This window comes from Actinoallomurus liliacearum (assembly GCF_039542035.1).
In the GTDB taxonomy this organism is placed as follows: Bacteria; Actinomycetota; Actinomycetes; order Streptosporangiales; family Streptosporangiaceae; genus Actinoallomurus; species Actinoallomurus liliacearum.
The window spans coordinates 19327-44459 of record NZ_BAABHJ010000022.1 but is presented as its reverse complement, the minus strand read 5'-3'; the positions used below and the strand labels follow the sequence as shown (position 1 = coordinate 44459).

Here is a 25133-nt window from a genome sequence, read left to right as displayed (position 1 = left end):
CAGGGGCGGTGATGCCGCCGCCGTGTGGCTGTAGGCGGCGGCCTGTTGGGTTAGTTCTTGTCGGCGAAGGGGGCGATGAAGGTGTCGGCGACCCAGCGTGCGACCTTGGTCGGGTAAGGGGCGCCCAGTCCGAGCACGATGTGGCTGAACCCGCTGTCGAGGGCCGCGCGGATCGCGTGGCGGGTATCGTCAGGCCGGTCGTAGGAGGCCGACAGGACGATGGATCGGGTGATCTCGGCCGGATCCCGGCCGATCTCGGCGCACAACTGGTCCAGCTTGGTGTTGCGCGCGATCGCAACGTCGGTGCTGCCGCCGGGCATGTTCCATCGGTCCGCATGCTCGGCGACCACGCGTAGCGTCGGGGTGGCCTGGCCGCCGATGACGATCGGCGGGTGGGGCCGCTGCACGGGTTTGGGACTGCAGAACGCCCCTGTCAGCCGATGATGATCGCCCTTGAAGTCGAACGGCTCGGTTTCGGTCCACAGTCTGCGGACTATCGTGCACGCCTCGGCGAGGCTCTCGACAGCATGGGCGGCATCGTGGAAGGGGAGCCCGTGCGCTTCGTACTCACGGCGGGCCTGCGTCACGTCGGGCCGAGAACCTGCGCCGATGCCGAACTCGAGCCGGCCGCCGGAGACGACATCGACGGTGGCGGCGATTTTGGCCAGCATGGCCGGTGGGCGGAACCTATTGCTTGTGACCATCACCCCCAGACGCAGTCGCTCGGTTTGGGCTGCGAGAGCGGACAGCAAAGTCCAGCCCTCGAAGGTAGGCCCGTTCGGGTCGCCGCCGAGCGGCATGAGGTGGTCGAACAGCCAGGCGTGCTCGATCTGCGGAATCCGGTCAGCCTCACGCCAGACCCGCAGAACGTCTTGGTAGGCGACCTGGGATGGGGCGGTCATGATTCCGAAGCTGGGTCCGCGGGCCGACGTGAGGAGGCCGGTCACTTCGAGTCGAACCTTCCCAACGGGTTGCTGGTCATGGTCAGGGAGTCGCGGACGGTGGACCACGCGTCGTCATCGAGGCCCGGCGTACGCAGATACGCAAGGGTGGCCTGCTGGACCACCGCGACGCGCTCGGGGCTTTCGTCGGTGGTCCGCGTGTCGTGCCGGCCCTGGATGCCGCCGAGCCCGTGCTCCGCGCCGAAGAGGGTCAGCAGGTCGGTGGCGCCCGGGCTCAGGCGGTAACCGTCGGTGAACCAATCGGCGCCTCGGACCGTCAGCGGGGAGTCGTCGTGGTCCCCGGCGACGATCAGGCTCGGCGTCTTCAGCTCGGCGAAATCGGGGCTCATGAACGGGAAGTACTGGGCGGCCATCGGGCTCAGATCGTCGCCGCGGGTCCCGGGGATGCAGAGCAGCACCGCAGCCTTGACGCGCGGGTCGGCCATGCTCTCACCGGGTGTGCCGTCGGCGTCGACCACCCGGGCGCCCACGAGTGTGCTGGCGGTCTGTGCGCCCCAGGAGTGCCCGGCGGCTGTGATGCGGTCGCGGTCGACGCGTCCGGCCAGTCCGGGCACGGCGGCTTTCACGGCGTCGAGTTGGTCGAGGACGCGGGTGAGGTCGTCGGTCCGTATGCGCCAGATGTGCGGGGTGCGCGGGTCGTCGGGGGTGAGTCCGAGGGAGTCGAGGTGGGTTGGCTGGATGACGACGAACCCGTGGGAGGCCCAGAAGCCGGCCAACGGTTCATAGTCGTCCATGGTCAAGGTCATGCCGTGGGAGAAGACGACGACCGGCAGGTTGCGGCCGGTGGTCGGCGCCGAGACCCGTACCAGCAGGTCCTGGCCGCGGTCGGGGGCCGCGAGCCTGATCGGTGCGACCGAGACGACCGGCGCGGTCGGGTCGGCGGTGGCAGGGATGATGCGATGTCACTCATCGGGGGCCTCGCTGGTGGGAGGGATAATTGCGGCGAGCTAGCACAATCAGTTCCGGAGCGTCGCTCCGGTTCGAATATACGGAGCATCGCTCCGCTTGGCAAGCCTGGAGGTGCCCGCAATGTCATCGGCTGACACGTCGCAGGCCGGGGGCGATCGGCGCAAGCGGTCCGACGCGCGCCGGAACGCGCAGACCCTGCTCGACGCGGCCGCGGCCGTCTTCGCCCGCGCTGGGGTCGACGCTCCGGTGCGGGACATCGCCGCCGAGGCGGGCGTCGGCATGGGCACCGTCTACCGGCACTTCCCCACCCGGCCCGACCTGGTGGTCGCGGTCTTCCGCCACCAGGTCGACGCGCTCGCCGCCACTCCGACCGGCGCCTCCGGCGAGGACGCCGAGACCCCTTACGACGTCCTGCGGTCATGGGTGGCCCGGTTCACGGACTTCCTGGTGACCAAGCACGGCCTGGCCGAGGCGCTGCATTCGGACCAGGCGGGGTTCGAGAGCCTGCACGCCGAGTTCGTCGACCGCCTGGTCCCGGTGCTCGGTCAGCTGCTGCAGGCGTCGGTCGACGCCGGCCAGATCCGTGCGGACGTACGCCCCCTTGACCTGATGATCGCGATCGGCAACCTGTGCATCGGCGCCGGGACCTTCCCCGGCTACCGCGCCCGCCACATGGTCGACGTACTCCTCGCGGGCCTCGCGCACGGCGCCCCTGCGTCGACCGATGGTGACGAGCCCAGGGCGCGTACAGGGTCCTGAGCGACTTCGCGGCTGCGGAACCGCAGTCCTGTCTTCCACGTCGCGCAGCAACCGAGCCGCCTTGCCGCCGGCCATCCCGGCCCGCATCGGGGCCCGATCGGATTCCTGCGGGGGCTATTCGGCTGGGGTCTGCCGCGCGGCGAGGCGCCCGCCGCCCAGGGTTCCTTCCCGTGCGGCCTCGCGGATGGTTCGCCGAACGTCGCCGTGCAGGAGTCGACGTCAGGGATGACGGCCGGGGGTGAAAAGCCTGACCGCGTCGGTGATCAGCGCGTCGGCTTGCGCGGCCTGGACCCGACGGACCTCGCACGCCGCCTGTGAGACCTCTCCGAGCAGTTCACCAGAGTCGGATTCCCTCTCTAACCATCCCCTTGGCCGCACGGCCGCTGCTGCGGGCCCCGTCACGACCAACTCCTGGAGGTTCCTCCGTGCACGGGGACGGCACCGGTATGGACCGAGGTAACGATCCGCAGGATGTCGCCCCAGTGCTGGCGGGATGCCCCGAAGTCGAGCTTGCCGCGCGCGGCCCTGTTGAGCGGCGCGTAGGCGGCGCAGGCGTTGATGCCCCACAGCTTCTGATCCGGCAGGTCGGCCGGCTGCGGCCGGTAGGAGAACCCCAGCAGCGGCAGCAGACCGAACACGATGTCGGTGCAGGAGGCGGTGTCGGTGATGATCACCTCCGGGCGTACGCCGCCGTCTGCTCTGGCGAAGTGGTGAAGCGTCTCGTCCACGTCCCGGCTGGGCTCGTGCTCGCATTTGAACCATCCGACAAGCCGGACGCGGCCTCGGAGGGGGTCTGCTGTTCGGGGGCGCCGACCAGATCCTCGGCGGGTACGCCGCCGAGGACCGCGGGTCGTGAGCGTCAGGCCTCCGCCTCGGCCAGCCACTTGTCGCGTGCGCTGAGCAGCAGCGCGCCGAAGCTGTCGTGGGGCAACAGGTCGCCGCCGTCACCCGGCCACCACTCGTAGGCCCGCCACTCGCCGTCCGCGCCGATGTGGTCCGCGCTGAGCACCCAGACGTCGCCTTGGTTGGTGTCGGTGGAGATCAGTACGCACCGTCTGAGCTCGGACTCCAATTCGGGGAAGTCCATGTCCCCGAACCATGCGGTCCACATCTCGGGGTCCGCCTCCGGGTACCAGCCGATCGCCTCGACCCTTCGCAACGTGCCCGCGTTGGTCGGCATCTTGGCCCAGCCGTCGCTGACCAGCAGGAAGTTCCGGTAGCTGGGCGGCAGCGGGACGCCGAGCCGCTGCTCGGCGGCGCGGACCGCGTCCTCGCTCGCAGGCTGCGTGCCGGGCCATCGGGTGCCGGGACCGGTCAAGAAATCACGCCATTCGGGGACGGTCACCGGCGGGGACATGCGCGTACTCCATTCGTGATGGCGGTGCACGCCGATCGTAAGGGAGGTCTCGTGACGACGTCGGACTACGTGCGACAAACCGGCGAATGCCTCATGACCGACGAGACTGCCTCGGGTTCGACGAGACGGGACAGAACGCGCTCAAGGCCGAGCGAGGCACTGGTCGCCTTTTCGGACACGCGACCAGAGGCGGGCGGTAGGGTCAGCGTGGCCCAGCAACTGGACAGCATCGCCCTGTACTGGTTCACCGGCACCGGCGCCTCCGCCGTGCGCTGGTACTGGGAGGCGGCGCGGGGGATTTCTGCCACCAGGACTCCGCCGACGACCTCGCCCGCTGCCGCCCCATCGTTCACTGGCGCCAATTGCTGGCTGGCTAGGACGCCTCGGGAGGAAATTTCTTTGACATCCGTTGATTTTGATGAGTTGGCCACCGCCATGGAGCAGGGCTTGGCATTCCTTGAGCCGGTGACCGCCGCGATCGTCTCCCATCTACCGGGTTTGGCATTGGACGCCTCGCTGCTCGATATCGCGTGCGGCACGGGGGAACCGGGCCTGACGTTGATGCGTCAGGCAGTTGATCGGCAGCTACTCGGCGTCGATGCCGCCGGGATGATGGTGGAAGTTGCCCGCCGAAAGGCCGCATCAGAGGGCCTGTCCGGCGCCCGGTTCGAGATCATGGACGCTCAGCGACTGGAATTGCCTGACGCGCAAGTAGACGCCGTGGTGTCCAGGTTCGGACTGTTGTCATTCGCCGACCCTGTAGCTTCGGCCCGCGAGGCGGTGCGAGTGTTGCGCACGGACGGCCTGCTCAGCGTCGCCGTCTGGGATTCGCTGAACAAGAACATACTCGCGTACGCCACCGCCTCAGCCTTGGAGGAACGCCTGCCGTCAGGGCTGGCCGCGCTGCTCACCGATCTAGAACAGTTCGCCATGCCCGGCCGGCGAGAGCGGTGGTTGACAGATGCGGGCTTGTCACAGGTGGACAGCGACTTCTTCCCATGGACCGTGACCTTTCCCGACGAGGCCAGCATGTGGGAGTTCACTACGGGCCCAGGCCTGTTCCAACAGGTCTTTTCAACCCTCGACGCCGACGCGTTGGATGCGGTGCGGGAGCGCTTCGGTCGCCTCCTCGGCGAATATCAGCGCTCCGACGGGTCGTACGCTTTGCCGTACGTCTGCCGGCTCATCTGGGGACGCCGTTGAATGAGCGGTGAGGTGTGGTTCAGGTTCAGGTGAAGATGCGGCGGAGTTGACGTCGGTCAGGTTGTCTGCGGGTGATCCGGCGCGGCATGCCGCTGATGGCTGCCCAGCCGATGAGGGCTTCGGAGACCTCGGGGTGGCGTTTCCGGCTGCCAGTGGGATTTTCTGCCGCACGACCTGCCACGTCGCAGCGCGGTGTACTACTACTTCGCCAAGTGGCGCGATGATGGCACCGACCAGACGATCCACGACCTGTTGCGCTGACAGACGCGGGAAAAGCGGGGGCGATTAGCCGATCCGAGCCTGGTAGTCCTGGACACCCAGAGCGTGCACGCGGCGGCCGGGGTGCCCTCGGACACGACGGGCAGGGACGTGGGCAAGAAAGTGCCCGGGCGTAAGCGCCTGGCCGTGGACCTGCTGGGCCTGGTCGTCGCGGTGGTGATGCTGGCGGCCTCGGCGCATGAGAACAGCGTCGGGATCGCCCTGCTGGACCGAGTCGCCGCCCAGACCGGCACCGTGCACAAGGTGGCCGTCGACGATGCCCAGTTGGTTCAGCGAGCGCTCGGGCGAGTACGGCTCGCCGGTGGGCAGGGCCAGCGACCAGGCGGCCGGCATGACGTCGGCCTCTGGCTGGGCGCACAACTCGGCCAGAGTGTTGACGTAGCTAGTGATCGGCGCGTCGGCGGGTACCGCGAGGTCGACCTGGAGTCGCTCACCCACAACGGTGATCCGGCAGTGCTCATCCACGGAAGACGTGTCCCTTGAAATTCTCGATCGGACCAGGCCATTCTTCCGACGGGGGACTTGCGGCCTCCAGTACCCCGTTCCGGTGTCCCCGCGAGCTCCGCGGGGTCTGTCCGACCATGCCCCGCCGGCGTTTCGACCTAGATCTCGCGGATCTGGGCTGCGGTGAGCGCCGTCCTGAAGACCTTGACGTCGTTGATCTGTCCCGGGAACCAGTCGGCGTCCCTGCCGTTGGCCTTGGCTCGGCCGATCGCCAGGTCGCCGGTGGAGGAGACCGGGGAGGTGTCGCGTGTGGTGCTCTGCCGCACTCCGTTGACGTAAAGCGTCACCTACCCGCCGTCGGCGTCGTACACCCCGACCAGATGGGTCCAGGTCCGCAGCCGTGGAGCGGCCGACGACAGCGCGCGGGTGTTGCGGGAGAACGCCCACCGGTTGCCGGTCTTCGCGTACTGGAGGTAGAAGACGCTCCACGTACTGCCGTCCTGGCTGACCGCGGTGGCGAAGTGGGCGGTGCTGGTCAGGCAGACCCATGCCGACACGGTGAAGCTCTGGCCCGCTCCGGTGCCGAGCACCGGGCCGGCGGTGGTCAGCCCCCGTCGGTGCCGTCTACGCCCTCGACCAGCCGGCCTCCAGCGAGCTGACCCGGAAGAAGTTCGGCTGGCGGCCGACCCACCCGAGCCTGCTCGACGACCTGGCGGCCGGGAACTACCCGGAGTGAGACACGGCCCGGTGCTCATTCGGGTTGGTCGGACAGCTCGGCCGGAGCCTGCCGGGCCGTCTCCAACTCGGCCTGCGGCCGGGCCAGCCGGGTGCGTGAGCACGGCCTCGGCCACTTCGCCGCCGAGCGTCGGCGCGGGCGTGCGCCATGGCCGAGGCGGCGATGGGCCGGGGCGGACCTGTTCTGGTGCCTGATGGTCACGATGAACTGCCGGTACGCGCGGTCGGCGCCGGGCCCGAAGACGGCGACGCGGTGGCAGTTCTGGAAGGCCAGTTCGTACGCCGAAGTGGTTCTCCGGGGCGGCGCGCATGGCGTCGCCGGCCATCGTCCGCAGGAGTCGGCCGCGGGTGGTTTCGTCCGGTGGCGGGGTCTGGTCGTCGGCGAACTCCCCGCCACGGTCCCGCAGCTCCTCGACGGACGTCGCCGCGCTGGGCGTCCTGGAGGAGTTGGGGGACACGGTCAGTTAGCGGTGGCGTCACAGGCCCGTTGCCGAGCCGACGTGCTGCGGGTGGTGAGGGTGCGGGTGGTGGCTGCCAGGGCGAACTGGGTGCCGCAGATGACGGCGGTGCCGGCGGCGGTCGCGATGCGGCCGCAAGCGCACCGCTGACTATGACGCCCGAATGCTGGTGATGCCGCCGGAGCGCGAGGCCGCTTCGGCCCATCACCGCCACCGTGCCCACCGCGGCCAGCCCCGCGCCGCCCTCGATGTCGGTGCCAGCCATGGCGGCGACGATGATGCCGAGGAAGGTGACCAGTACGAGCAGATCGTCCGGTTGACGCGGCGAGAGCGAGGTGTCCTCGTGAGTCTCCTGCAGATGTGTCGTCGGCCTCGGGGGTCGCATCCGTGGCCACAAGCGGCAGCGTCTACGCCTGCGGGTGCAGGACGATCCGCCCGAAGGGCCGGGTCTCGGCGAGTGCGTGATAGGCGGCTTTTACCTCGGCGAGTGGGTAGGTGGCAGCGATCGGTACGACCAGTTCGCCTGAGGCGGCGAGATCGGCCAGCCTCCGCAGAGCCGGAGCACCGCCGGCGTTTCTCGTGCCCAGCGCCTTGACACCCTTCTCCTCGGCGGCCTGGTAATCGACCACGGTGTTGATGCGCTCTCTGCCGTACGGCGACGAACTCCGCGTGTGCCGACCAGTCTTGCGACCAGCCGAGCACGTCGTCACCGACCTTGACGTCGTGCACGTCCGCCCCGACGGCTGTGACCGTGCCGGCCAGGTCGCGGATAGGTACGTACGGCGATCCGTGTAGTGCGGACAAGGAGCCGGGGTTGATGCACGACGCCTGAACCCGCACCACTGCATGACCTGGTGCCGCCTCGGGGGTGGGCACCTCGTCGATCCACAGCTGCTCGATACCGCCGAAACGGTCGTACCGGACTACGCGCATAGCAGGTCCTTTCCTGTGCGTCCCGCTCGTCAGGCGGCCGGTTGCGCCAGCGCATCCCGTGCGCTTCGTGGCTCGCGGGCGAGGAGTTGGCCGAGCAGGGGGTCGACCTCGGAGAAGTAGCCTTTCTCCGCGGCCTGGTACATGCTCAGAAGCAGGCGTGCCATGAACTCGGTGTTGCCCTGCTGGACCTGCGCCGCGACCCATTCCTCCGGGTCGACGACGTCGTAGTCGATCTTCCTCCCGCTGAGGTCCGAGGCGATGGCCGCGATGTCGTGGAACGTCGGCGCGGCGCCGGCGGTCAGGACCGTCGGGCCGTCGAAGGTGCGATCCGAGGTGAGGATGATGGCGGCAGCTTCCGCGGCGTCCTCTCGTGCGGTCCACGAGATCGGCCCGTCGGCGGGAACGGTGATCACACCGGTCTCACGCCACGGCCCCGCCAGCCACTTCAGGCTGTGGGCGTAGAAGCCGTTGCGCAGCGCCGTCCACGCGACCCCCGACTCGGCGAGGACCTGCTCGGTTGCGGCGTGCCCGCGGGAGGTCACCATGGGGCTGTCGGCCCCCGCACCTTGGTGGCTGGTGTAGAAGATGCGGCCGACACCGACCTCGACGGCTGCCTCGATCGCCGCGCGGTGCAGGCTGACAGCGTCAGCGTTCGGGTCGTTGGACGAGACCAGGAGAAGCTTGTCGGCACCGCGGAAGGCGTCGGGCAACGTGGCCGGTCGTGCGTAGTCCCCCTGGCGGACCTCGACCCCGAGGTCCGCGAACCGTGCGGCTTTGGCCACGTCGCGGGTGACGACAGCGAGGTCGCCAGCCGGAACCCGCTGGAGGAGATGGTCAGCGGTGGCCCCGTTGAGCGCACCGGTGGCACCGGTAACCACGATCATGATCAGGTCTCTTTCCTAAGTGGGTGCTTCGTGCCGGGCCGTGTGCTCAGGCGTCGGGTCGGTGGTGGACGCTGGGCATCACCGGTGGTTCGCCAGTCGGCCTCCGGCGGGTGAGGCGTTCCCAGTTCCCGGAGCCGATGGCGACCTTGTCCTCATGAGTGAACGGCGCGTTCTCCAGGAACGACCGCCCGACGCCGTCGCTGGTGTCGAGCATGCGGTAGCCGCCGGGGCGAGTGCCGAAGGTGTAGGGGTAGTAGTCGATCAGGGGCCGTTGCAGGCGGGCCGTCGCCGCCAGGTTGCCGGTGTGGTCGGCGCCCGCTGCGGCCCAGGCGTTCAGTACCGGGTCGAGAGCGATGTGCTCCTCGACCGCCACGATCTTGATCGTCTCCGTCATCGAGTGTTCCGTTACTGCGCTGTGACTTGTTCGGCCCGCGCCAGTGCGTGCGTCGGCGTTCACTGGCGCCGTAGCAGGGGCAGGAGGATGTCGTCGACGAGGTGATCGAGGAAGGCGTCGTCGCATGACTGCCCGGCGACGACGAGCCGGTGCACGATGATGGCCGGGGCGATCTCAGCGAACAGTTCGGCCGCGCCGGGCACCAACCGCTCACCGCTTTCGAGGGCGTTGCGGAACGGTTCCTCGGTCATCGCCACCTCGTCCCGGCGAAGGATCCGTCGCATCTCCGCGGCGAGGCCGGGGTCGCTGCGCATGCCGGTGAACAGGGCGCCGAGCAGCCCGATCTCCTGTTCGGCGATCTGGTCGGCCAGCCACTGCACGGTCACCAGCAGTGCCGCACGCAGATCGCCCGGTGGGGTGGCCGGGGGTGTTCCCGGAGCGCGGTGTTCGACCGCCGCGGCCACCAGCGCGGCCTTGCCCGGATAGCGCCGGTAGACCGTCGGCTTGCCGACCCCGGCCCGGGCCGCGACCGCATCGATCGTCAGCTGGTCGTATCCGACCTCGGTCAGCACCAGCAGCGTTGCCTCAAGGATCGCGACGTCACGTGCGGCGTCCCGAGGCCTGCCGCGCGCCGGCGCGGGCCTGCGCCCATCCGACACCCTCCACCCCTTCCGATTAACGAAACGAAACTGACACGTAACATAATAGAGGGAGGGGCGGGCGTCCAGTCGAACCCCGCACTCACCGGTCCAAGACGGCCAGTGGCGTCTGGTGAGTCGGCCAGTTGATCACCCACCGCTGCCGCTCGTTACAGAGAGAAAGGCTCAGGCCTCTCGGCACGACCATTGGTGTTCGACTCAGGTGACGATGTTGAGACCCGAACAGGGACGTTGTAGGACCGTCGGCGCCAATGTAAAAACCGTCGTGTACGCAGTCCACCCGGGTGACCGGCAAGGAGATGGAAGATCCCGTGGCGTGACCACCGACAGGCGCCGGACCCGCGCTAGCACGGGAGGCGCATGGTGGAACTGAATCTTTAACGTGTTGGCGCGGTCGCTGGCACTGTGGCTGCAGTTACCGGTGGCCTGTTCACCGCCGGCGGACAAGAGCACGCCGACGCGTCGACGACGAACCGCTACCGATCCCAGGCGCCGATGCCGGGGACGGGGGCGTGCGCAGCATGCTCGTGCCTCTTCGCGCCTTCCGTCCTGTAAAAGAGAACTGCCGCAGCCGGGTTCTGCACACCCGTCGTCCAAGGTTCTCGGAACCCGTGCGATCAGACCAGCGCGATGATGGTGCTCCGGGTCGACAGGTTGTTGCCGACGTCGGTGAACTTGGGGACGGTCGGGGAGATGACGCCGCGCACGTCGTCGGCCGGCAGGGAACGCGACGGACTCGATGTCGATGGTGCGGTCCAGCAGTCCCGAGAGTTGCCCGGGCAGGTTCTCGTCGTCGTACGGGTTCGTGGGCGCGTGGGCGGCACCGAACCGTGGCTTCAGCCCGTCGGAGGCGACGGCGAAGACGCCGGGGTGAAGAACCGCGCGTACTCGGTGGCGTACACGGCCCTGATCTCGCGGGCGGCGTCGACCAGACCGCATCGACTCACGGAGCGGTCCAGCAGGTCCGACGTCAGAGGGTCCTAGTTCGGTCTCGTTCGATCGAAATATTGCAATTTCGATCAAATTTGGTCATGCTGAGCTCCCCGTCAGAGCCTCCGGACGGGCAGATTGGAGTCCCTCGTGTACGCGCCGCGATCATCTCGGCCGGCCCGCCCACGCGGCCCCGCCGCCATCGCCATCACCCGGGCGTTGCCCGCCGCCCTCGCCGTACCGGCTCGAGCGGAGCGGCACGTTCGCCACATGTCGCACCATCACACGTTCGCCATGCCGCCGTCCTGGCACTGGCTGGTTCTCCACGGCGCGGAACCGACGAAGGGACTCCTGCGATGCTTCGTCAGGTGACTTCGGGCAGAGACGGATCGGGGTCTGCCGTGGCCGTCGACCGTCGGTTGCTCGCTCGCCTCGCCGCGCTCACGGCGTTCGTGCTGCTCGCGTTGTGCGGCGGGACCGGTCTGGCGGGTGCGGCCGGTGAGCCGGTTGCGGGTGCGTCACAGGCCGGTGCGGCGTACCCGTCGGTGGGCGCGGGGACGCACTTCCTGGACGACGCCTCCTACCTCTCCGGCTTCAGCGACCCGGGCTGGTACCAGGCGAACATCCCTTTCGTGGACCTGCCGGACGCCACTATGCAGAGCGTCTATTACTACCGGTGGCGGGTGTGGAAGGAGCATCTGCGCTACACCGACCCGGCGGACGGCTGGATCTCCACGGAGTTCCTGGACTGCTGCGGCTACGCGGCTCCGTATCAGGCGATCAATGCGGCGGCCGGCCACCAGATCACCGAGGGGCGCTGGGTGCGCGACCAGAGCTATGAGGACGACTACGTCCGGTTCTGGCTCACCGGTCCCGGCGCGGGTGCCAAGCCGGCCACCGACGACGTCAACGCCGACACCGGCGACTGGGCGCACGAGTACAGCGTGTGGCTGGCCACGGCGGCGTACCAACAGGCCCAGGTGACCGGGGACTTCGCCCGGCTGCGCACCCTGCTGCCGGCGCTGGTGCGCCAATACCGGGGCTGGGACAAGCAGTTCGACGCGGAACTCGGCCTGTACTGGTCGGTGCCGGTGTGGGACGCGATGGAGTTCTCCGCCTCTTCGTATGAGTCGAGTGACCCGTACCACGGCGGCGCGGGCTACCGGCCGACGCTGAACTCGTACCAGTACGGCGACGCCGAGGCCATCAGCCACGTCGCACGCCTGATCGGGGACGACACGCTCGCCCGGGAGTACGCCACGCGGGCCGCGAACCTGAAGGCGGCGATGCAGAAGTGGCTGTGGGATCCGAGCCGTGGCTTCTACTACACCATGGCGCGGGACGCCAATCCCGACCACAAGCTGTCCGGCTCGCGTGAGGAGATCGGCTACATTCCCTGGATGTTCGGCGCCGCCCAGTCCGGCGACAGCGGCGCGTGGTCGCAGCTGTTGGACCCACAGGGCTTCGCGAGCGCCTACGGCCCGACGACCACGGAGCGCCGCAGCCCATTCTTCATGAAGGACGCGGCCTCCTGCTGCCGCTGGGATGGCCCGAGCTGGCCCTTCGCCACCGCGCAGACGCTGACAGGTCTGGCGAACCTGCTGGACGACTACCCGGCTCAGACCACGATCACCAAGAACGACTACACGGCGGCGCTGGCCACGTACGCCAGGACGCAGACGAAGAACGGCAAGCCGTACGTGGCCGAGGCGCACGACCCCGACCACGCCTCGTGGATCTACGACGGTCACGACCACAGCGAGGACTACAACCACTCTGCCTTCGACGACCTGGTGCTGTCCGGACTCATCGGCCTGCGCCCCCAGTCGGAGGACACGCTCAAGGTGCAGCCGCTCGTGCCCGCCTCCTGGGATCACTTCGCCGCGGAGAACGTGCCGTACCACGGCCACAACGTCACCGTGCTGTGGGACCGCGACGGCAGCCATTACCAGCAGGGCGCAGGGATGAGGATCTACCTCGACGGCCGACTCGTGCAGCAGTCCGCGGCACTGCGCAACACCACCGTGCACATCGGCGGCACGATCGTCGCCCGGCCGAACGACCTCGTCGATGACGCCGCCAACCCACTGCGCACCGGCTACCCCAAGCCCATCGCGTCCTACACCTGGCAGTACGACGACGCCTGGAACGCGATCGATGGCAAGGTCTGGTACGACGAGGTCCCCGAGAACACCCGCTGGACCAACTACGCCTCGCCGAACAGCAGCGACTACTACGGCGTCGACTTCGGCGCTCCCACATCCGTCAGCGACGTCCGCTGGTACGGCTACGACGACGGTGGAGGGGTCAAACCGGCCGCCGACTACCGCCTTCAATACTGGGACGGCACTGTCTGGCAGGACGTCCCGAACCAGAGCCGCGACTCGGCCCGGCCGGTGGGCAACGGCTTGAACCGCATCACCTTCCCGGCTCTGACCACCAGCAAGGTCCGGCTGCTGTTCACCAATCCGTCCGGCGCCTTCGTCGGCGTGAGCGAGTTCGAGGCGTGGGCGCCCTCCAGCCCGGACGCGAACGTCACCGTGGGACCCGTCAACGCGAGCGGCCTGGTCACCGTCAAACCGGCGACACCGATCAGCGTCACCGTGCGCAACACGACCCACCACCCGCTCACCGTCCCTCACGTCAGCCTCGGCCTGCCCGGCGGCTGGTCCGCCGACACGGTCGAACACCCCTCAGCGGCGATACCGCCTGGCAGGTCGGCCGTGTGGACCTACACGGTGCACCCCCCCTCCGGAGCCGAACCGGGCAGCGCGGCCGCCCTCACCGCGACCGCCTCCTACCGCCCGGCGGGCGGCACGTCGCGGTCGACCCACCGGCTGCAGAACCTGCGGATCGCCTACCCGCCCGGCCGGCAGGACCCGGTCGGCACATGGAGCCTCGACGAGGGGACCGGCGGTGTCGCACACGACAGCACCGGCTCCCATGACGCCAACGTGATCGGCTCGCCCGCCTGGGTGCCCGGCATCTCCGGCACCGCTCTGCAATTCGACGGCTCCGGTCAGTACGCACAGACCAGCGGGCCGGTACTGGACACCACCGGTAGCTTCTCCGTCAGCGCGTGGGTGCGGCTGGACCGCACCGGCTCCTTCGCCACCGCCGTCAGCCAGGACGGCGCCGTCAGCAGCGGCTTCTACCTGCAGTACTCCGCCGCCGACAACCGCCTCGCCTTCTCTACCAGCGAAGGCCGCGCGCTATCCGACCAGCCGCCGGTCACCGGTCGCTGGTGCCAGGTGGTGGGCGTGCACGACGCGGACGCAGGCACCTACACCCTCTACGTCGACGGCGTGGCGCAGTCGACGGTGTGGAGCCAACCGACCGGCGACGCCGGGGATGGCCCACTGGCCATCGGCCGTGCCTTCTCCGGCGGACGCAACAGCGACTTCTGGCCGGGCAGCGTCGACCAGGTCCAGGTCTGGAACAGGGCGCTGACGGCCGCGGACGTCGCCAAGCACTACCGCCCGCTCACCTGACCGCACCACGGGCCGTGCCCCCGCGCGGACCAGGAAGGGAAGGGCCGGGTCGGTCGGTGCTCGATCGGCCCGGTCCCTGCGCCCGCGGACCTCCGCGGAGATCACCCCCCTAATCCCCGCCACCTGGAGAACCTGTTGTGACCATGCACAGAGCCAGCAGGGCGGCGGCGATCGCCACCGCGCTGATCGCCGTGGCCGGTACGTCCGGCATAGCCGCCGCTGCCGGCGCGACCACGCCGCCGGCTCGCACCTCCCGTGCCTCCGCCGCCTCCGACCCATGGATACTGACCAACACCGACCACGGCGCTCAGGACATCACCAAAACCCCTTTTGTCGGCAATGGATACCTCGGCCAGCGGCTGCCCGCCATCGGCCAGGGCTACCAGGGCGACCTCGGGCCTGCCGGCTACCAGCTGGACCAGCGGCCCAAGCAGCGCCTGACGACCTCGATGGTGGCCGGCCTCTACAACAGGGGTCTATCGCCCTCCGTTCCCGGCGTCGAGTACATGGCCTCGCTGCCCACCTGGACGACCATGGAACTCGGCGTGGGCGACCAGCACCTGAACGCCGGCGCCGCCTCGAACACGATCAGTGGCTACCAACAGCACCTGGACCTCGCACACGCCACCGTCACCACCTCGATGCGCTGGACGCCCGGAGACGGGAAGGTCACCGACGTTCGGGTGGATGTGCTCGCCAACCGCTCCCTGGAGCACCTGGGGCAGGTCCGACTCACCGTCACCCCGCAGTGGAGCGGGGACCTCTCACTCAACGCGTTGCTGGATGGCGGAAGCGCCCAGGGCATCAACGCCCTCTCGCGTGCCGTGGATACCCGCGGTGACATCGCGACCGTCCAGCTCAGCACCCCCGGTCACGACACCCGCGTAGTGGAGACCCAGCGTCTGATCGCCGGGTCGGGAACCCCCATCGCCGCCCGGCAGGCCGCCGAGCCGGCCGACAACACCGCGACCGCCGGCGAGAGCTGGACCATCCCCGTCAAAGCGGGTAACACCTACACCGTCACGAAGTACGTCGGTATCGCCACCTCGGGCGACTCTGGCGATCCGGCGACCGTCGCGGCGAACACGGTGGCCGACGCGGCCGGCCAGGGCTGGGCGCGGCTGACCGCCCGGCACGATGCCGCCTGGGCGAAGCTCTGGAAGCCCAACATCCGGGCGGCCGGTGACACCGATCTGCAGGCCGACATCAACATGTCGTACTACACGCTGTACTCCAGCGTCCGCGCCGGCTCCTCGTGGAGCATCCCACCGTCCGGACTGACCAGCCAGGACTACAACGGTGACATCTTCTGGGACGCCGACACCTGGATGTTCCCCTCGCTGCTCGCCCTCCACCCGGAACTGGCCAAGTCCATCGTCATGTTCCGCTCCCGGACCCGCGCCCAGGCCGAGAAGAACGCCGCAGCCAACGGCTACGACGGCGGCATCTGGGCGTGGGACAACGGCCCAGGCGGCGACTGCGGCGACCTCGGCCATCCGATGTGCGTGGGCTTCGAGGACCATCTGGAAAGCGACCTCGCGCTCGCGCAGTGGCAGTACTACGAGGCCACCGGCGACAAGGCCTGGCTGAAGAAGTACGGCTACCCGGTCCTGAAGGACGTGGCCGAGTTCTGGGCCTCCCGCGCCAAGAAGGGCGCCGACGGCGAGTACCACATCAACGGCGTCACCGGCCCCGACGAGTACCACGAACACGTCAACGACAACGCCACCACCAACGCGGGGGCGATCGTCTCGCTCAAGAACGCCATCGCGGCCGCGCGGCTTGTCGGCGCGACACCCGGCAAGACCTGGGCCGACATTGCGGATCGGATCTACGTGCCGACCGACCCCGACGGCAGCCACCCGGAGTACGCCGGCTACACGGACCAGACCACGAAACAGGCCGACACGGTGATGCTCACCTACCCGCTCGGCTACGTCACCGACTCCGCATCGGCCGCCGCCGACCTCGACCGCTACATGCCCGTCACGGATGTGAACGGCCCGGCGATGACCAACTCCGTCGAATCCATCGTCGCCGCTCAGGTCCGGCAGCCCGGCTGCCTCGACTACACCCTCTTCCAGGACGCCTACCAGCCCTATCTGCAGGGCCCCTACCACCAGTTCGCAGAGACTCAGGGACAGATGCCACTCCAGGGCGGCGGCGGAGGCCCGGCCTTCACCTTCGCGACCGGCGCGGGCGGGTTCCTGCAGATCTTCTTCCACGGCTTCGGCGGTCTACGGTTGGCCCCTGACGCTCTGGCACTCGCTCCCACCCTGCCCCCGCAGCTCGCGAAGGGCATCACGCTCGACGGCATCCGGTACCGGGCCAGTACGCTCACTGTCGCGATCGGGGCGCAGCGCACCACGGTGACACTCGACTCCGGGCCCCAGGTGTCGATCAGCACGCCCGACGGCAAGCACTCTCTCACCCGAGGCCGATCCCTGACCTTGAAGACCGCACGCCCCGACCAGGACCCGACCGATGATCTAGCCCGCTGCCAGTCCGCCTCGGCCGACTCCGCCCAGCCCGCGATGCTCCCCGCCGGAGCCGTGGACGGCAACGACACCACCACCTGGACCGCCACGGGCACTACCTCCACCTTCGACCTCGCTCTGGCCGGCCGCAGCCAGACGAGCCGCGCCCACGTACGGTGGGGCACCACGCGCCCGGCCGACTACACCGTCGCGATCCAGGACGGCTCCGGCGGCTGGCGGCAGGTCGCCCAGGGCGCAGTCCCACCGCAGGGCGACCTCAACGTCCACTGGGACACCGCCGAGACCACCGGCCTGCGCCTTGGGTTCAGCGGCGGAGACCCGGCGGCGATCGCGTCACTGAACGTGCCCCGCGCCGAGGCCGCAGACATCACCGGTGTGCTCACCGCCCACCCGGCCGTCGCCCCTGGCACAGCGAGCACGGTGCGGCTCGCCCTGACCTCGGACGGCGGCAGTGACGCCCGCAACGTGACGAGTCACCTCCAGGTGCCGGCGGGCTGGCAGGCCACGCCCGATCCAAAGGCCGTCTCCATCCCGAAGGGCGGCCAGACCGTGGTGCAGTGGACGGTGACCCCGCCCGCGGACCAAGCCACCACGGCAGGCGCACTCACCGCCACCACCAGCTGGGACGGCGTCGCGGCGCGGGACTCCAGTACCGCTGCCACCCTGCTGCCGGTGATGAAGCCGGTCGGCCTGGGCACGGTGGAGGCCGAAGACGGCGCCCTGAGCGGCGGCGCTCAACTCGCCGCCGACCACGGCGGTTACACCGGCCGGGGATTCGTCGCCGGGCTCTACCCCGGGGCCGCCGACACCGTCCTCGTCCACGTACCGACCGGCGGCAGCCACTCCGTCACCCTCCGGTATGCCAACTCGCTGGGCGGCCGGCGGCCACCGCTGGAGAACGTCACCCGCACGATCAGTCTCGTGGCGGGCGGCGTGAACCACCAGGTGTCGCTGCCGGTCACCGGGAGCTGGGACACTTGGGCGGCGGTGTCCGTGCAGGTGGATCTGCCGGCCGGCGATGATCCCGTCACCTTGTACGTCGGGCCGAATGACTCGGGCAGCGTCAACGCGGACAGCCTCACGATCAACTGAGGTCTCCCGGCTCCCGCGGCAATACCGCGGGAGCCGGGAACAGCAGGTCTCCCGTTGAAGCGCTCCGGGGCCGCCGGCGGCTCCATCGACCCCGGAGACGGACTACCCGCTGGAGTCGGGTTCGCCGGAATCGCAAGGTCAGGCCGCAGACCACGGCGCCTGCAGCGAAGATCGCCCTGGTGGCCTCCATCGCGGAATCCCCACGGACACCCACAGCAGCAAAGGCGACGTCACCCGGCAGAGGTGACTCCCGACCCCATTGACGATCACGGACCTGCGTCGAGTCCAACACCACCACGCACGGAGCGACCTGGCTCTCGGGCCCGGCGCGGCGGTTCCCCGCGAGAAGCAGCCCAACGACCCGTCGACTCCGACACGCTGACGCATCAACCTTGCGCACCCGGTTACCGCACCCCAGCCCCTGCCACGGTATTGACGATCAGGCACCAGGACAGTCCCGCCCCGGCCCATCGCCGTCTCGGCCATGGCGCACGCCCGCGCCGACGCTCGGCGGCGAGGTGGCTGAGGCCGTCTTACGCGCCCGGTGGCCCGGTCGCAGGCCGAGTTGGAGACGGCCCGGCAGGCTCCGGCGGAGCTGTCCGACCAACCCGAATGAGCACCGGGCCGTGTCTCACTCCGGGTAGTTCCCGGCCGCCAGGTCGTCGAGCAGGCTCGGGTGGGTCGGCTGCAAAGGGCTACAGCTCCCGCGCCATCGCCACCCGCTATGACAAGGTGCGACACGAAGTCGCATGCGGCGAGTGAACTCGCAGATAGGAGGTTCGGCTTATGCCGGATGCGTAGTTCCGGGCAAGTGCTCGATGCCTGTCCCCACTCTGGCGTGCGTCGCTGGTAACGGCGGGGTGCGAAGCCCAGAGGCAGAAGCCTAAGCGTTCATCGTTCCATCCGGTGGACGCGGGCGAGGGGAATGGCCAGGCGGGTGACGAGAGGAATCCTCGGTGATGCCTCGTGAATCGGAGCCTCGGGAGATGGAAGGGTGACCAAGGTTTAGCGCCTGTCCTGTGGAAGAGCAGCAGACGGCGGTCAGAGATTTGTCGCTGACCGTGGGAGCACCGTCGGCCTCAGGGTATAGAGGACACCCAATCTGGCCGTAAAGGCCGGTCCTCCGCCGGTCGGACTCGTATAACTGGCTGGATACCGGGCCGCGTGCCCGGGCACGAAAGTGCGCTGACGTGTGGCAGGTGAGCCTTTGAAGACGAACTGCCGGGAAGCTGGAACCGAAGGACAAGTTAGGTGCCCTCACAGGCGAACGGACCAGAGGACGAGACCCCGAGATGGGAGGCCATCGACTGGCGCTTTCATGAAGGAAACGTACGGCGGCTGCGGCGGAGGATCTTCAAGGCGGTGCGGGAGCAGGACTGGGCGAACGCTCGGAACCTGCAGAAGATGATGCTGTTGTCCTGGTCGAACACGTTGCTGAGCGTGCGGCAAGTGACACAGCTCAACGCTGGCCGGAAGACGGCAGGGGTGGACGGAGAGGTCGCGTTGACGCGCCGGGCCAGGGCGGAATTGGCGGTTGAGGTATCGCGAACCGCTAAGTCCTGGAACCCTCTGCCCGTCAAAACGGACATATATACCAAAGCCCAATGGGAAGCAGCGACCGCTCGGGATTCCTGTGATCATGGACCGGTGTCATCAGGCACGGGTCCGTAGCGCGCTGGAACCGGAGTGGGAGGCCAGGTTCGAACCCAGATCGTATGGGTTTCGACCTGGCCGGAGCTGTCAGGACGCGGTTAAGGCCGGGCTCGATCCCGCACCCCGGCGCAGTGACCTGACCTGGGCTCAGTTCCTCAAGGCCCAGGCGTCCGGGCTTGTGACTTCTTCAGCGCGGAGACGATCACACTCGCCCGTCTGTACTGCTTCGTCGTGGTGGAGCACGCCACGCGCCGCATCCACGTGCTGGGAGTCACGGCGAACCCGACGTCCTGCTGGGTGGCCCAGCAAGCCCGCAACCTGATGCTCGATCTGGGCGACCGAGCCGGCGACTTCCGCTTCTTGATCCGGGATCGGGACAGTAACTCCTCGACCGCACCTTGATCTGGAACGAGCGCCACCTGCTCCACGCGTTGCGGGAGTTCGAATCCTTTTACAACACCCACCGGCCCCACCGCAGCTTGAACGGCGCACCGCTACGGCCAGCCCCCGAACCGCTCACCGAACCAAGCCAACTCGATCAGCTTCACATCCTCCGACGAGACCGGCTCGGCGGCATCCTCCACGAGTACCAACATGCCGCATGACCTGCACGGACGTAATAATCGGCACCCACAGGGCTTTGGCGAGGAATTCCAGGCCCATGTAGCGGCTGGCTTCGGTCCATTCGTCGGTTTGTTCCATGAGCACCGCTCCGACGCCCAGCCACGTGCACATGTCCACGATCGTATGGTTGGCCTTCTCCGCGTCGATCAACTCGTACGCGGCCGTCACCGATTCTCGGCCGCGAAGAAGGCCGCGGCTTTTTTCAGGAACGCGTTCTCCTCGCGGAGCTTGCGGTTCTCCCGCTCAAGCTGAAGTTCCCGCTCACTATTGTCACCGGCCGGCTCAGGCACGTTTCCGCCATGCCTGCGCTTATACGCCGACACCCAATTCCCCAGCGTGGTGTCATGGATCCCGAGTTCTTTCGCCACATGCGTGATCGGACGCGGCCCATCCAAAACCATGCTGACCGCTTCGTCCTTGAACTCCTGAGTGAACGTCCTACCGCGAGCCAATGACCTGTCCCTCCCAGAACGTCCCCAAGCCTACTTGGGGACACTGTCCGGAAGATCCGAGGCACCTCAACGCGCGCGGTCACGAAGCGTTCCCAGACCTGCTCGACGGCCGCGGTATCGGGGTCATGGATGTAGAGACCCTTGGCATCGGGCGGGAGCCCCCGCGCAGGTCCTTCGGAAACGCCGTCACGCGTGTGGGATGACATGTGAGGAGGGAGAACGCCTTGGCGTCGAAGGTGAACCCCTCTGGCGCCCGCTGCGCCCAGAGCCGCGTCGTACGCTGCGTGGGCAGGGCGTAGTAGGTCGAGCCCACCTCGACGAGGGGGAACCCGGCTCGCGTAGTAGCGCAGCCGCTGCGCCGGCGTCCGGACGTCGGGCGGGTACCAGCCCGACTCGAGCAGCGACTCGTCGGTCCATGACGCCGTACCGACCAGAACATCACCCACTTTCCCAACGTACGGTGTGGCGCGCACGGAGCCCGGGTAAGCGTTAGCGGCGCGTCCGCGTAGGGGCGGGCGGTCGGTGCTGTGCCGATTCAGCTGGCCGGATCCGGATGGTTGGTGCCCATGTCAGGCGACATGCACAGAGCGAACACCCCGTCGTCGGACGGCCCGGATGCCGGGGCGGCCTTGCCGGGTCATGATCGAGCCGACGCCATCGCGATCCGGCTACTGGTCGGGCTGGAACATGTTCTTCTCTACGTCGTCGCCTTCGGCCTTCTGGTGGTGGGCGCGGCCGTCCTGGCGTCCTCGGCAGCCTCGGCCATCCTTCAGCACGCGTCCTGGACGGCACGCCTGATCACCAGCGTCGAGGGAATTCTGCTCTATCTAATCATCATGGAAATCTTCATTACAATCCTGACCCATGCTCGCGGCGGGCGTATTCAGCTGGAGTTCTTCATCGTGATCGGCGTCATCGCGCTCGTGCGGCATATCTTGTCGGTCGTCGTCAGGCTCACGATTCCGACGTCACCGCCGGCGAGCCGGCAGCAGCTCTGGGACCTGGCGGTCGACGCTGGAGCCGCCTTCGTGCTGGTCGTGGCCCTCGCGATCGCGCGCTGGTCCGCGCGGAGGACGGATGCCGCGTGACCGTCACATGCGGCAGCGGCGATCCCCCGATTACCTGCACCACGTCAGGCCGTTGGTCATCGGTCCGGTGCGGCTCGCGTACTGACGGCCGGTAGGTGCGGAACGGAAGCACTGCGCTCGTCCGAGGTGGTCGTGACGCGCTGACGGGGCTCATCGCTGTTCAACCGCGCGGGGGAGCTTCGCAGCGTCCTTCGGGGATCATGGCGACGCCCACGGCGCCGCAGTTCGTGCAGGGGATGTCTCCAGCGGTCGGCGCGGGAACGGGAACGCCGTCGAGCCGGTAGAACCCAAAGGTCGCGCCGACGTCGTCGCTCACGTACTGGATGTCATAGTCGGCCATCCATGTGTGGCCGCAGCTTCCGCAGACGAACCTGTAGCCTTCCACCGCGGTCTCGATCAGCATCGTCATCGCGTCCCCCCGGGTCTGCTCCCTCCTAGTCGTTCCCACCTGCCACCGGTTGCGCGGGGTACATACACGCCGTGGTCGGCACGCGTGCGGCCCTCAGGACCCGACGCCCAGGTTCGGGAGCCGTTCGGCGCCGGCGACCAGCGCTCGGACGGCGTTCCGGGCGCCTGCCGCGCCAGTATCGCCAGGGGATTTCGCCGTACGGCCGATCAGGGCGGCGGCAGGTACCGGCCGCGGTCGTTCATCGTCGCCCATGGCGTGCGTTCGGAGTCTGGGCCGCGGCGTGCCAGGACCGCATCGGCCCCCTGATCGAGGTAGCCGGCGACCTGCCGCATGATCGCGGTGAACGGATCTGCGGCGGGGAGTACGGCAAGGGCGTGCAGGCGGTCCCGTACGCCCCGGGCGGCCCTGCCGGCCATTGGGCACTGTGCGGGAGGCGGTCGCCTTGTTCCTAATCCGAGATTGGGGACTGCCCACAGGCGCCGCCGCGTCCGCCGCGAGCGCGATTGTGCACTTCTGGGACGAGATTGGGATCTTCGTCATCCACGGTGCGGACGAGACAGTCGCCCCACGAATGGAGGTCTTCCTCGACATCGGCGACGCCGTCCAAGCCAGCAGGCAGTCACCGGACGCCGTGGCCGCATGGGTGGACGCCCGTATCCGCGACCGGCGACACGAGCCTCTGATCCTCGCCGCTGCTCTAAGCGAGGCCGCGGGTGATCGATTGTTGACCGCGGCCTGTGACAGCGGTGAGCACGAGCTGCTGATCGCGGCCGGCGCTGCCGTGCACCAGCATGCGCGCGTGTCCGACGAACACCGGGAACGGCTCGTCGCCATGCTCGCGATCGACGCTGCAAACCCCGACGCCCAGGGGTGGACGTCGTATGTAACGATGCTGGACTTGGCGGGCGACCGTAGCGCTATGCAGGACCCAAGCGAAGTACTGATCCACTACCCGCCCGACCACCGAATCATCGGAAAGGCGGCGGCGGTGCTGCGCTGCTCGCCCGAGGCTGTGGACGAGCGAGTCCTGCTAGACGCGCTACGCGTCTCCCGGCTCCCGCATCTGCCGAACCGGCAGCCCGCCGCCGGCCCTGCGAACACAATGGCTCATGCCGACGCTCTGCATGACGAGGTGGTTGAGGCGGCAGCGCGCAGGCTGCTGGGTCGCAATGAGGAGGCCACAAGGCTCGTCGTCGGGATGCTGCAGGAGGTCAGCATTGGACTGCATAGGCGGCTGCTCGCGGCGCTACGTGATGCCGGCCAGATCGACGCCGCCAGCGACGTCCTTGCGCAGCAGTCACGCGCGTTCGCCGACACCACCGCCTGGCTAAGAGAATATGACGCCAACGGTGAGGTACGCGTCCTCGACCACCTCGCACAGCACCCCCGTGCCGAGCTGACAGCCGCCCAGGCTGCGCGGCTTGACGAACTCGCCGGCCTGTACAAAACGTTGAGCCTGCACGTGCTCGGCGGTTTGCCCCGACGGCAGCAGTACGCCTCCTGGTTGGAGTTCGTCGACGTCGTGCGCATACTCGGCGATTCGACCCGGCGCGCGTCGCCGCCGAAGCCGACATCGCGCGGCGGCGCGTCGCACAATTCGACAGCGAGGCATACAGCGCGCTGGACATCGCTTCCGAGCGCCGCCGCCTCAACCTGTGGCAGAACATCGACAGCCCTGAGGCCGCCGGGCGGACCCTCGTCGAGGCATTGTTCATGGGCAAGAGGACAGCAGCTATCGCCGCCGCTGCCCTCTCGGTCGCCCCTCCAGACATCGCGATCCCGCTGCTTGAGGACGCACTGCCGCGCCTTGAATCCAGCCGTGACCACCAGCGCGTCGCAGCGCACGCCATTGCCCGACTGAAAGACGATGAGCCGCTGACGGAGTGGGCCATCTCGGACAACCCCACGCTGCGACTTGTCGCCGCTGAGCGACTGCCAGACACAGTCGGCGGAAAGCTCAATCCGCTCCTGTGTCAGCTCACACGCGACACCGACTCTTACGTCGCCATCGCCGCAGTGCGCAGCGTCGCCGATGCACGCACTCCGGCAGCCGTCGAACAACTCAGGAGCGTCGCCGCAGCGCGCCGTGAAGAGTGGACCTGCCTGCATTGCGGATCCCCGAACCCGGGGACAGCCGACCACTGCGCAGAGTGCCACATCGCCCCGCCCAACCCGGCCAAGACTGCCCGCGAAATGCTCGCTGAACTCACTGTACGGTCGTGACGCCGGTCCTACCGGAGGTGCTCCGATGATTCGGTCGTCCTGGCCGTCGGCGGCGATCAGACGGAATCGTGCTGGCGGTTGGACGCCCCCAACTCCATTCGAAATCGAGCCGGGCTGAGTGCTGGCCTGCCGAGGCAAACGAGCCAGCGGTCGCGAGGTCTGGTGGCGACGCTGTTCGCTCGTCGTTTGCTCGTATGTCGCGGAACGGTCCGACAGCACCCGGTACGGCATCGGGCCGATCCGCCCAGGCTGGGACCGCGAACGCGGACCAAACGGCACGTACCGGCAGTGCGGAACACGTTGCGGCATCGCCATATTCGCGGGGCTGTGGACTTTTAATCCATAGGTTCTGGGTTCGAGTCCCAGGCGCCCTACCACTTATCTGGCCGCTGACCTGCGGTTTCTTCGGTCCGGCGGACCTTGCAGTGATCGTTTCGGGGACGTGGGTGCTCCCTGGGTGCTCTTTTGTCGCGATCTTGTGCGGCGGTGCCACCGCGGGTGTGCTCCCTGCTGCATGACTATGCAACTCGGCGGTGCCGGATCGTCGCGACGCGACGTAGATAGGCAGCTGGCCGGCTGGCAGGCCATAGGCACGTGCTCAGAACTCCGAGCCGGGAGCGTCACCGTCACCGGTCGGGCGTACGAGGAGATAGGCGAGTGCGTCGTCGCCTACGGTGTCGAAGGGTAACCATCTACT

At 68.4% G+C, this 25133-nt stretch carries 23 protein-coding genes and 4 pseudogenes; 9 read left to right on the top strand and 18 right to left on the bottom strand.

Going from position 1 to position 25133, the window contains the following annotated elements:
* Positions 1-50: 50 nt before the first annotated feature.
* Complete coding sequence (locus tag ABD978_RS27585; protein WP_345360716.1) at positions 51-902, bottom strand: LLM class flavin-dependent oxidoreductase; 852 nt, start codon at positions 900-902, stop codon at positions 51-53.
* 41 nt (positions 903-943) lie between these two features.
* Positions 944-1807, bottom strand: a complete 864-nt coding sequence (locus ABD978_RS27580; RefSeq protein ID WP_345360994.1) for an alpha/beta hydrolase family protein — start codon at positions 1805-1807, stop codon at positions 944-946.
* 184 nt (positions 1808-1991) lie between these two features.
* Here ABD978_RS27580 and ABD978_RS27575 point away from each other — a divergent pair, with 184 nt between their 5' ends.
* A complete protein-coding gene (locus tag ABD978_RS27575) occupies positions 1992-2630 on the top strand; it encodes a TetR/AcrR family transcriptional regulator (RefSeq protein ID WP_345360713.1) in 639 nt (212 codons plus the stop codon).
* A gap of 398 nt (positions 2631-3028) precedes the next feature.
* Here the strand turns inward: ABD978_RS27575 and ABD978_RS27570 are convergent, their stop codons facing one another.
* Positions 3029-3358 carry a Tn3 family transposase gene (locus tag ABD978_RS27570; protein ID WP_345360710.1) on the bottom strand — a complete coding sequence of 110 codons (330 nt, stop codon included), beginning with the start codon at positions 3356-3358 and terminating at the stop codon, positions 3029-3031.
* A 131-nt stretch (positions 3359-3489) separates the two neighbouring features.
* Positions 3490-3987 carry an SMI1/KNR4 family protein gene (locus ABD978_RS27565; protein ID WP_345360707.1) on the bottom strand — a complete coding sequence of 166 codons (498 nt, stop codon included), beginning with the start codon at positions 3985-3987 and terminating at the stop codon, positions 3490-3492.
* A 51-nt stretch (positions 3988-4038) separates the two neighbouring features.
* Here ABD978_RS27565 and ABD978_RS27560 point away from each other — a divergent pair, with 51 nt between their 5' ends.
* Both ABD978_RS27560 and ABD978_RS44015 read left to right on the top strand, forming a co-directional pair.
* Positions 4039-5190, top strand: coding sequence for a class I SAM-dependent methyltransferase (locus ABD978_RS27560; protein ID WP_345360704.1), 1152 nt, complete (start codon positions 4039-4041; stop codon positions 5188-5190).
* A 153-nt stretch (positions 5191-5343) separates the two neighbouring features.
* Positions 5344-5451, top strand: a pseudogene (locus ABD978_RS44015) (transposase); the annotation flags it as partial.
* Between the two features lie 24 nt (positions 5452-5475).
* Here the strand turns inward: ABD978_RS44015 and ABD978_RS27555 are convergent.
* The 9 genes and pseudogenes from ABD978_RS27555 to ABD978_RS27520 all read right to left on the bottom strand — a co-directional run bounded on the left by ABD978_RS27555 (position 5476) and on the right by ABD978_RS27520 (position 9976).
* On the bottom strand, positions 5476-5934 hold the full coding sequence (locus ABD978_RS27555; RefSeq protein ID WP_345360702.1) for an EsaB/YukD family protein: 459 nt from the start codon (positions 5932-5934) through the stop codon (positions 5476-5478).
* A gap of 137 nt (positions 5935-6071) precedes the next feature.
* Positions 6072-6752, bottom strand: a pseudogene (locus ABD978_RS27550) (LamG domain-containing protein).
* The gene (locus tag ABD978_RS27545) at positions 6665-7045 is read right to left on the bottom strand and encodes a hypothetical protein (protein ID WP_345360991.1); all 381 of its coding nucleotides are present in this window, start codon (positions 7043-7045) and stop codon (positions 6665-6667) included. The pseudogene ABD978_RS27550 and the gene ABD978_RS27545 overlap by 88 nt, the downstream one beginning before the upstream one ends.
* A pseudogene (locus tag ABD978_RS27540) lies at positions 6987-7106 on the bottom strand (hypothetical protein); the annotation flags it as partial. The pseudogene ABD978_RS27540 and the gene ABD978_RS27545, both read right to left, overlap by 59 nt.
* A gap of 407 nt (positions 7107-7513) precedes the next feature.
* Positions 7514-7816 carry a zinc-binding dehydrogenase gene (locus ABD978_RS27535; protein ID WP_425550771.1) on the bottom strand — a complete coding sequence of 101 codons (303 nt, stop codon included), beginning with the start codon at positions 7814-7816 and terminating at the stop codon, positions 7514-7516.
* Positions 7776-8039: pseudogene (locus ABD978_RS44010) on the bottom strand (alcohol dehydrogenase catalytic domain-containing protein); the annotation flags it as partial. The gene ABD978_RS27535 and the pseudogene ABD978_RS44010, both read right to left, overlap by 41 nt.
* A 29-nt stretch (positions 8040-8068) precedes the next feature.
* Positions 8069-8923 (bottom strand): NmrA family NAD(P)-binding protein, encoded by an 855-nt coding sequence (locus ABD978_RS27530; protein ID WP_345360698.1) that lies wholly within the window; start codon positions 8921-8923, stop codon positions 8069-8071.
* Between the two features lie 46 nt (positions 8924-8969).
* On the bottom strand, positions 8970-9317 hold the full coding sequence (locus ABD978_RS27525) for a hypothetical protein (protein ID WP_345360695.1): 348 nt from the start codon (positions 9315-9317) through the stop codon (positions 8970-8972).
* 59 nt (positions 9318-9376) lie between these two features.
* Positions 9377-9976 (bottom strand): TetR/AcrR family transcriptional regulator, encoded by a 600-nt coding sequence (locus ABD978_RS27520; protein WP_345360692.1) that lies wholly within the window; start codon positions 9974-9976, stop codon positions 9377-9379.
* A gap of 1331 nt (positions 9977-11307) precedes the next feature.
* Here ABD978_RS27520 and ABD978_RS27515 point away from each other — a divergent pair.
* The 4 genes from ABD978_RS27515 to ABD978_RS27500 all read left to right on the top strand — a co-directional run bounded on the left by ABD978_RS27515 (position 11308) and on the right by ABD978_RS27500 (position 20042).
* Positions 11308-14397, top strand: a complete 3090-nt coding sequence (locus ABD978_RS27515) for an MGH1-like glycoside hydrolase domain-containing protein (RefSeq protein ID WP_345360689.1) — start codon at positions 11308-11310, stop codon at positions 14395-14397.
* 143 nt (positions 14398-14540) lie between these two features.
* Positions 14541-17987, top strand: coding sequence for an NEW3 domain-containing protein (locus tag ABD978_RS27510; protein ID WP_345360988.1), 3447 nt, complete (start codon positions 14541-14543; stop codon positions 17985-17987).
* Positions 17988-19238: 1251 nt separating this feature from the next.
* The gene (locus ABD978_RS44005; protein ID WP_425550770.1) at positions 19239-19658 is read left to right on the top strand and encodes a reverse transcriptase N-terminal domain-containing protein; all 420 of its coding nucleotides are present in this window, start codon (positions 19239-19241) and stop codon (positions 19656-19658) included.
* Between the two features lie 213 nt (positions 19659-19871).
* Entirely contained in the window at positions 19872-20042 is a 171-nt protein-coding gene (locus ABD978_RS27500; protein WP_345361007.1) for a hypothetical protein, read from the top strand.
* Between the two features lie 114 nt (positions 20043-20156).
* On the opposite strand, the gene ABD978_RS27495 is transcribed toward ABD978_RS27500, so the two are convergent.
* The 3 genes from ABD978_RS27495 to ABD978_RS44000 form a co-directional block, all read right to left on the bottom strand.
* Positions 20157-20432: a hypothetical protein gene (locus tag ABD978_RS27495; RefSeq protein WP_345360686.1), complete on the bottom strand. Its 276-nt coding sequence runs from the start codon at positions 20430-20432 to the stop codon at positions 20157-20159.
* A complete protein-coding gene (locus tag ABD978_RS27490; RefSeq protein WP_345360683.1) occupies positions 20429-20716 on the bottom strand; it encodes a transposase in 288 nt (95 codons plus the stop codon). Before ABD978_RS27490 ends, ABD978_RS27495 begins: the two co-directional genes overlap by 4 nt.
* Before the next feature lie 79 nt (positions 20717-20795).
* Positions 20796-21155, bottom strand: coding sequence for a DUF72 domain-containing protein (locus ABD978_RS44000; RefSeq protein WP_425550772.1), 360 nt, complete (start codon positions 21153-21155; stop codon positions 20796-20798).
* Between the two features lie 127 nt (positions 21156-21282).
* Between ABD978_RS44000 and ABD978_RS27485 the strand changes: the two genes are divergently transcribed.
* Positions 21283-21804 carry a phosphate-starvation-inducible PsiE family protein gene (locus tag ABD978_RS27485; protein ID WP_345360680.1) on the top strand — a complete coding sequence of 174 codons (522 nt, stop codon included), beginning with the start codon at positions 21283-21285 and terminating at the stop codon, positions 21802-21804.
* A gap of 160 nt (positions 21805-21964) precedes the next feature.
* Here ABD978_RS27485 and ABD978_RS27480 read toward each other — a convergent pair whose 3' ends face one another.
* Positions 21965-22213 carry a hypothetical protein gene (locus ABD978_RS27480; RefSeq protein WP_345360677.1) on the bottom strand — a complete coding sequence of 83 codons (249 nt, stop codon included), beginning with the start codon at positions 22211-22213 and terminating at the stop codon, positions 21965-21967.
* 206 nt (positions 22214-22419) lie between these two features.
* Complete coding sequence (locus ABD978_RS27475; protein WP_345360674.1) at positions 22420-22629, bottom strand: hypothetical protein; 210 nt, start codon at positions 22627-22629, stop codon at positions 22420-22422.
* An 8-nt stretch (positions 22630-22637) separates the two neighbouring features.
* Here ABD978_RS27475 and ABD978_RS27470 point away from each other — a divergent pair, with 8 nt between their 5' ends.
* Complete coding sequence (locus tag ABD978_RS27470; RefSeq protein ID WP_345360671.1) at positions 22638-24074, top strand: hypothetical protein; 1437 nt, start codon at positions 22638-22640, stop codon at positions 24072-24074.
* Positions 24075-25133 lie beyond the last annotated feature (1059 nt).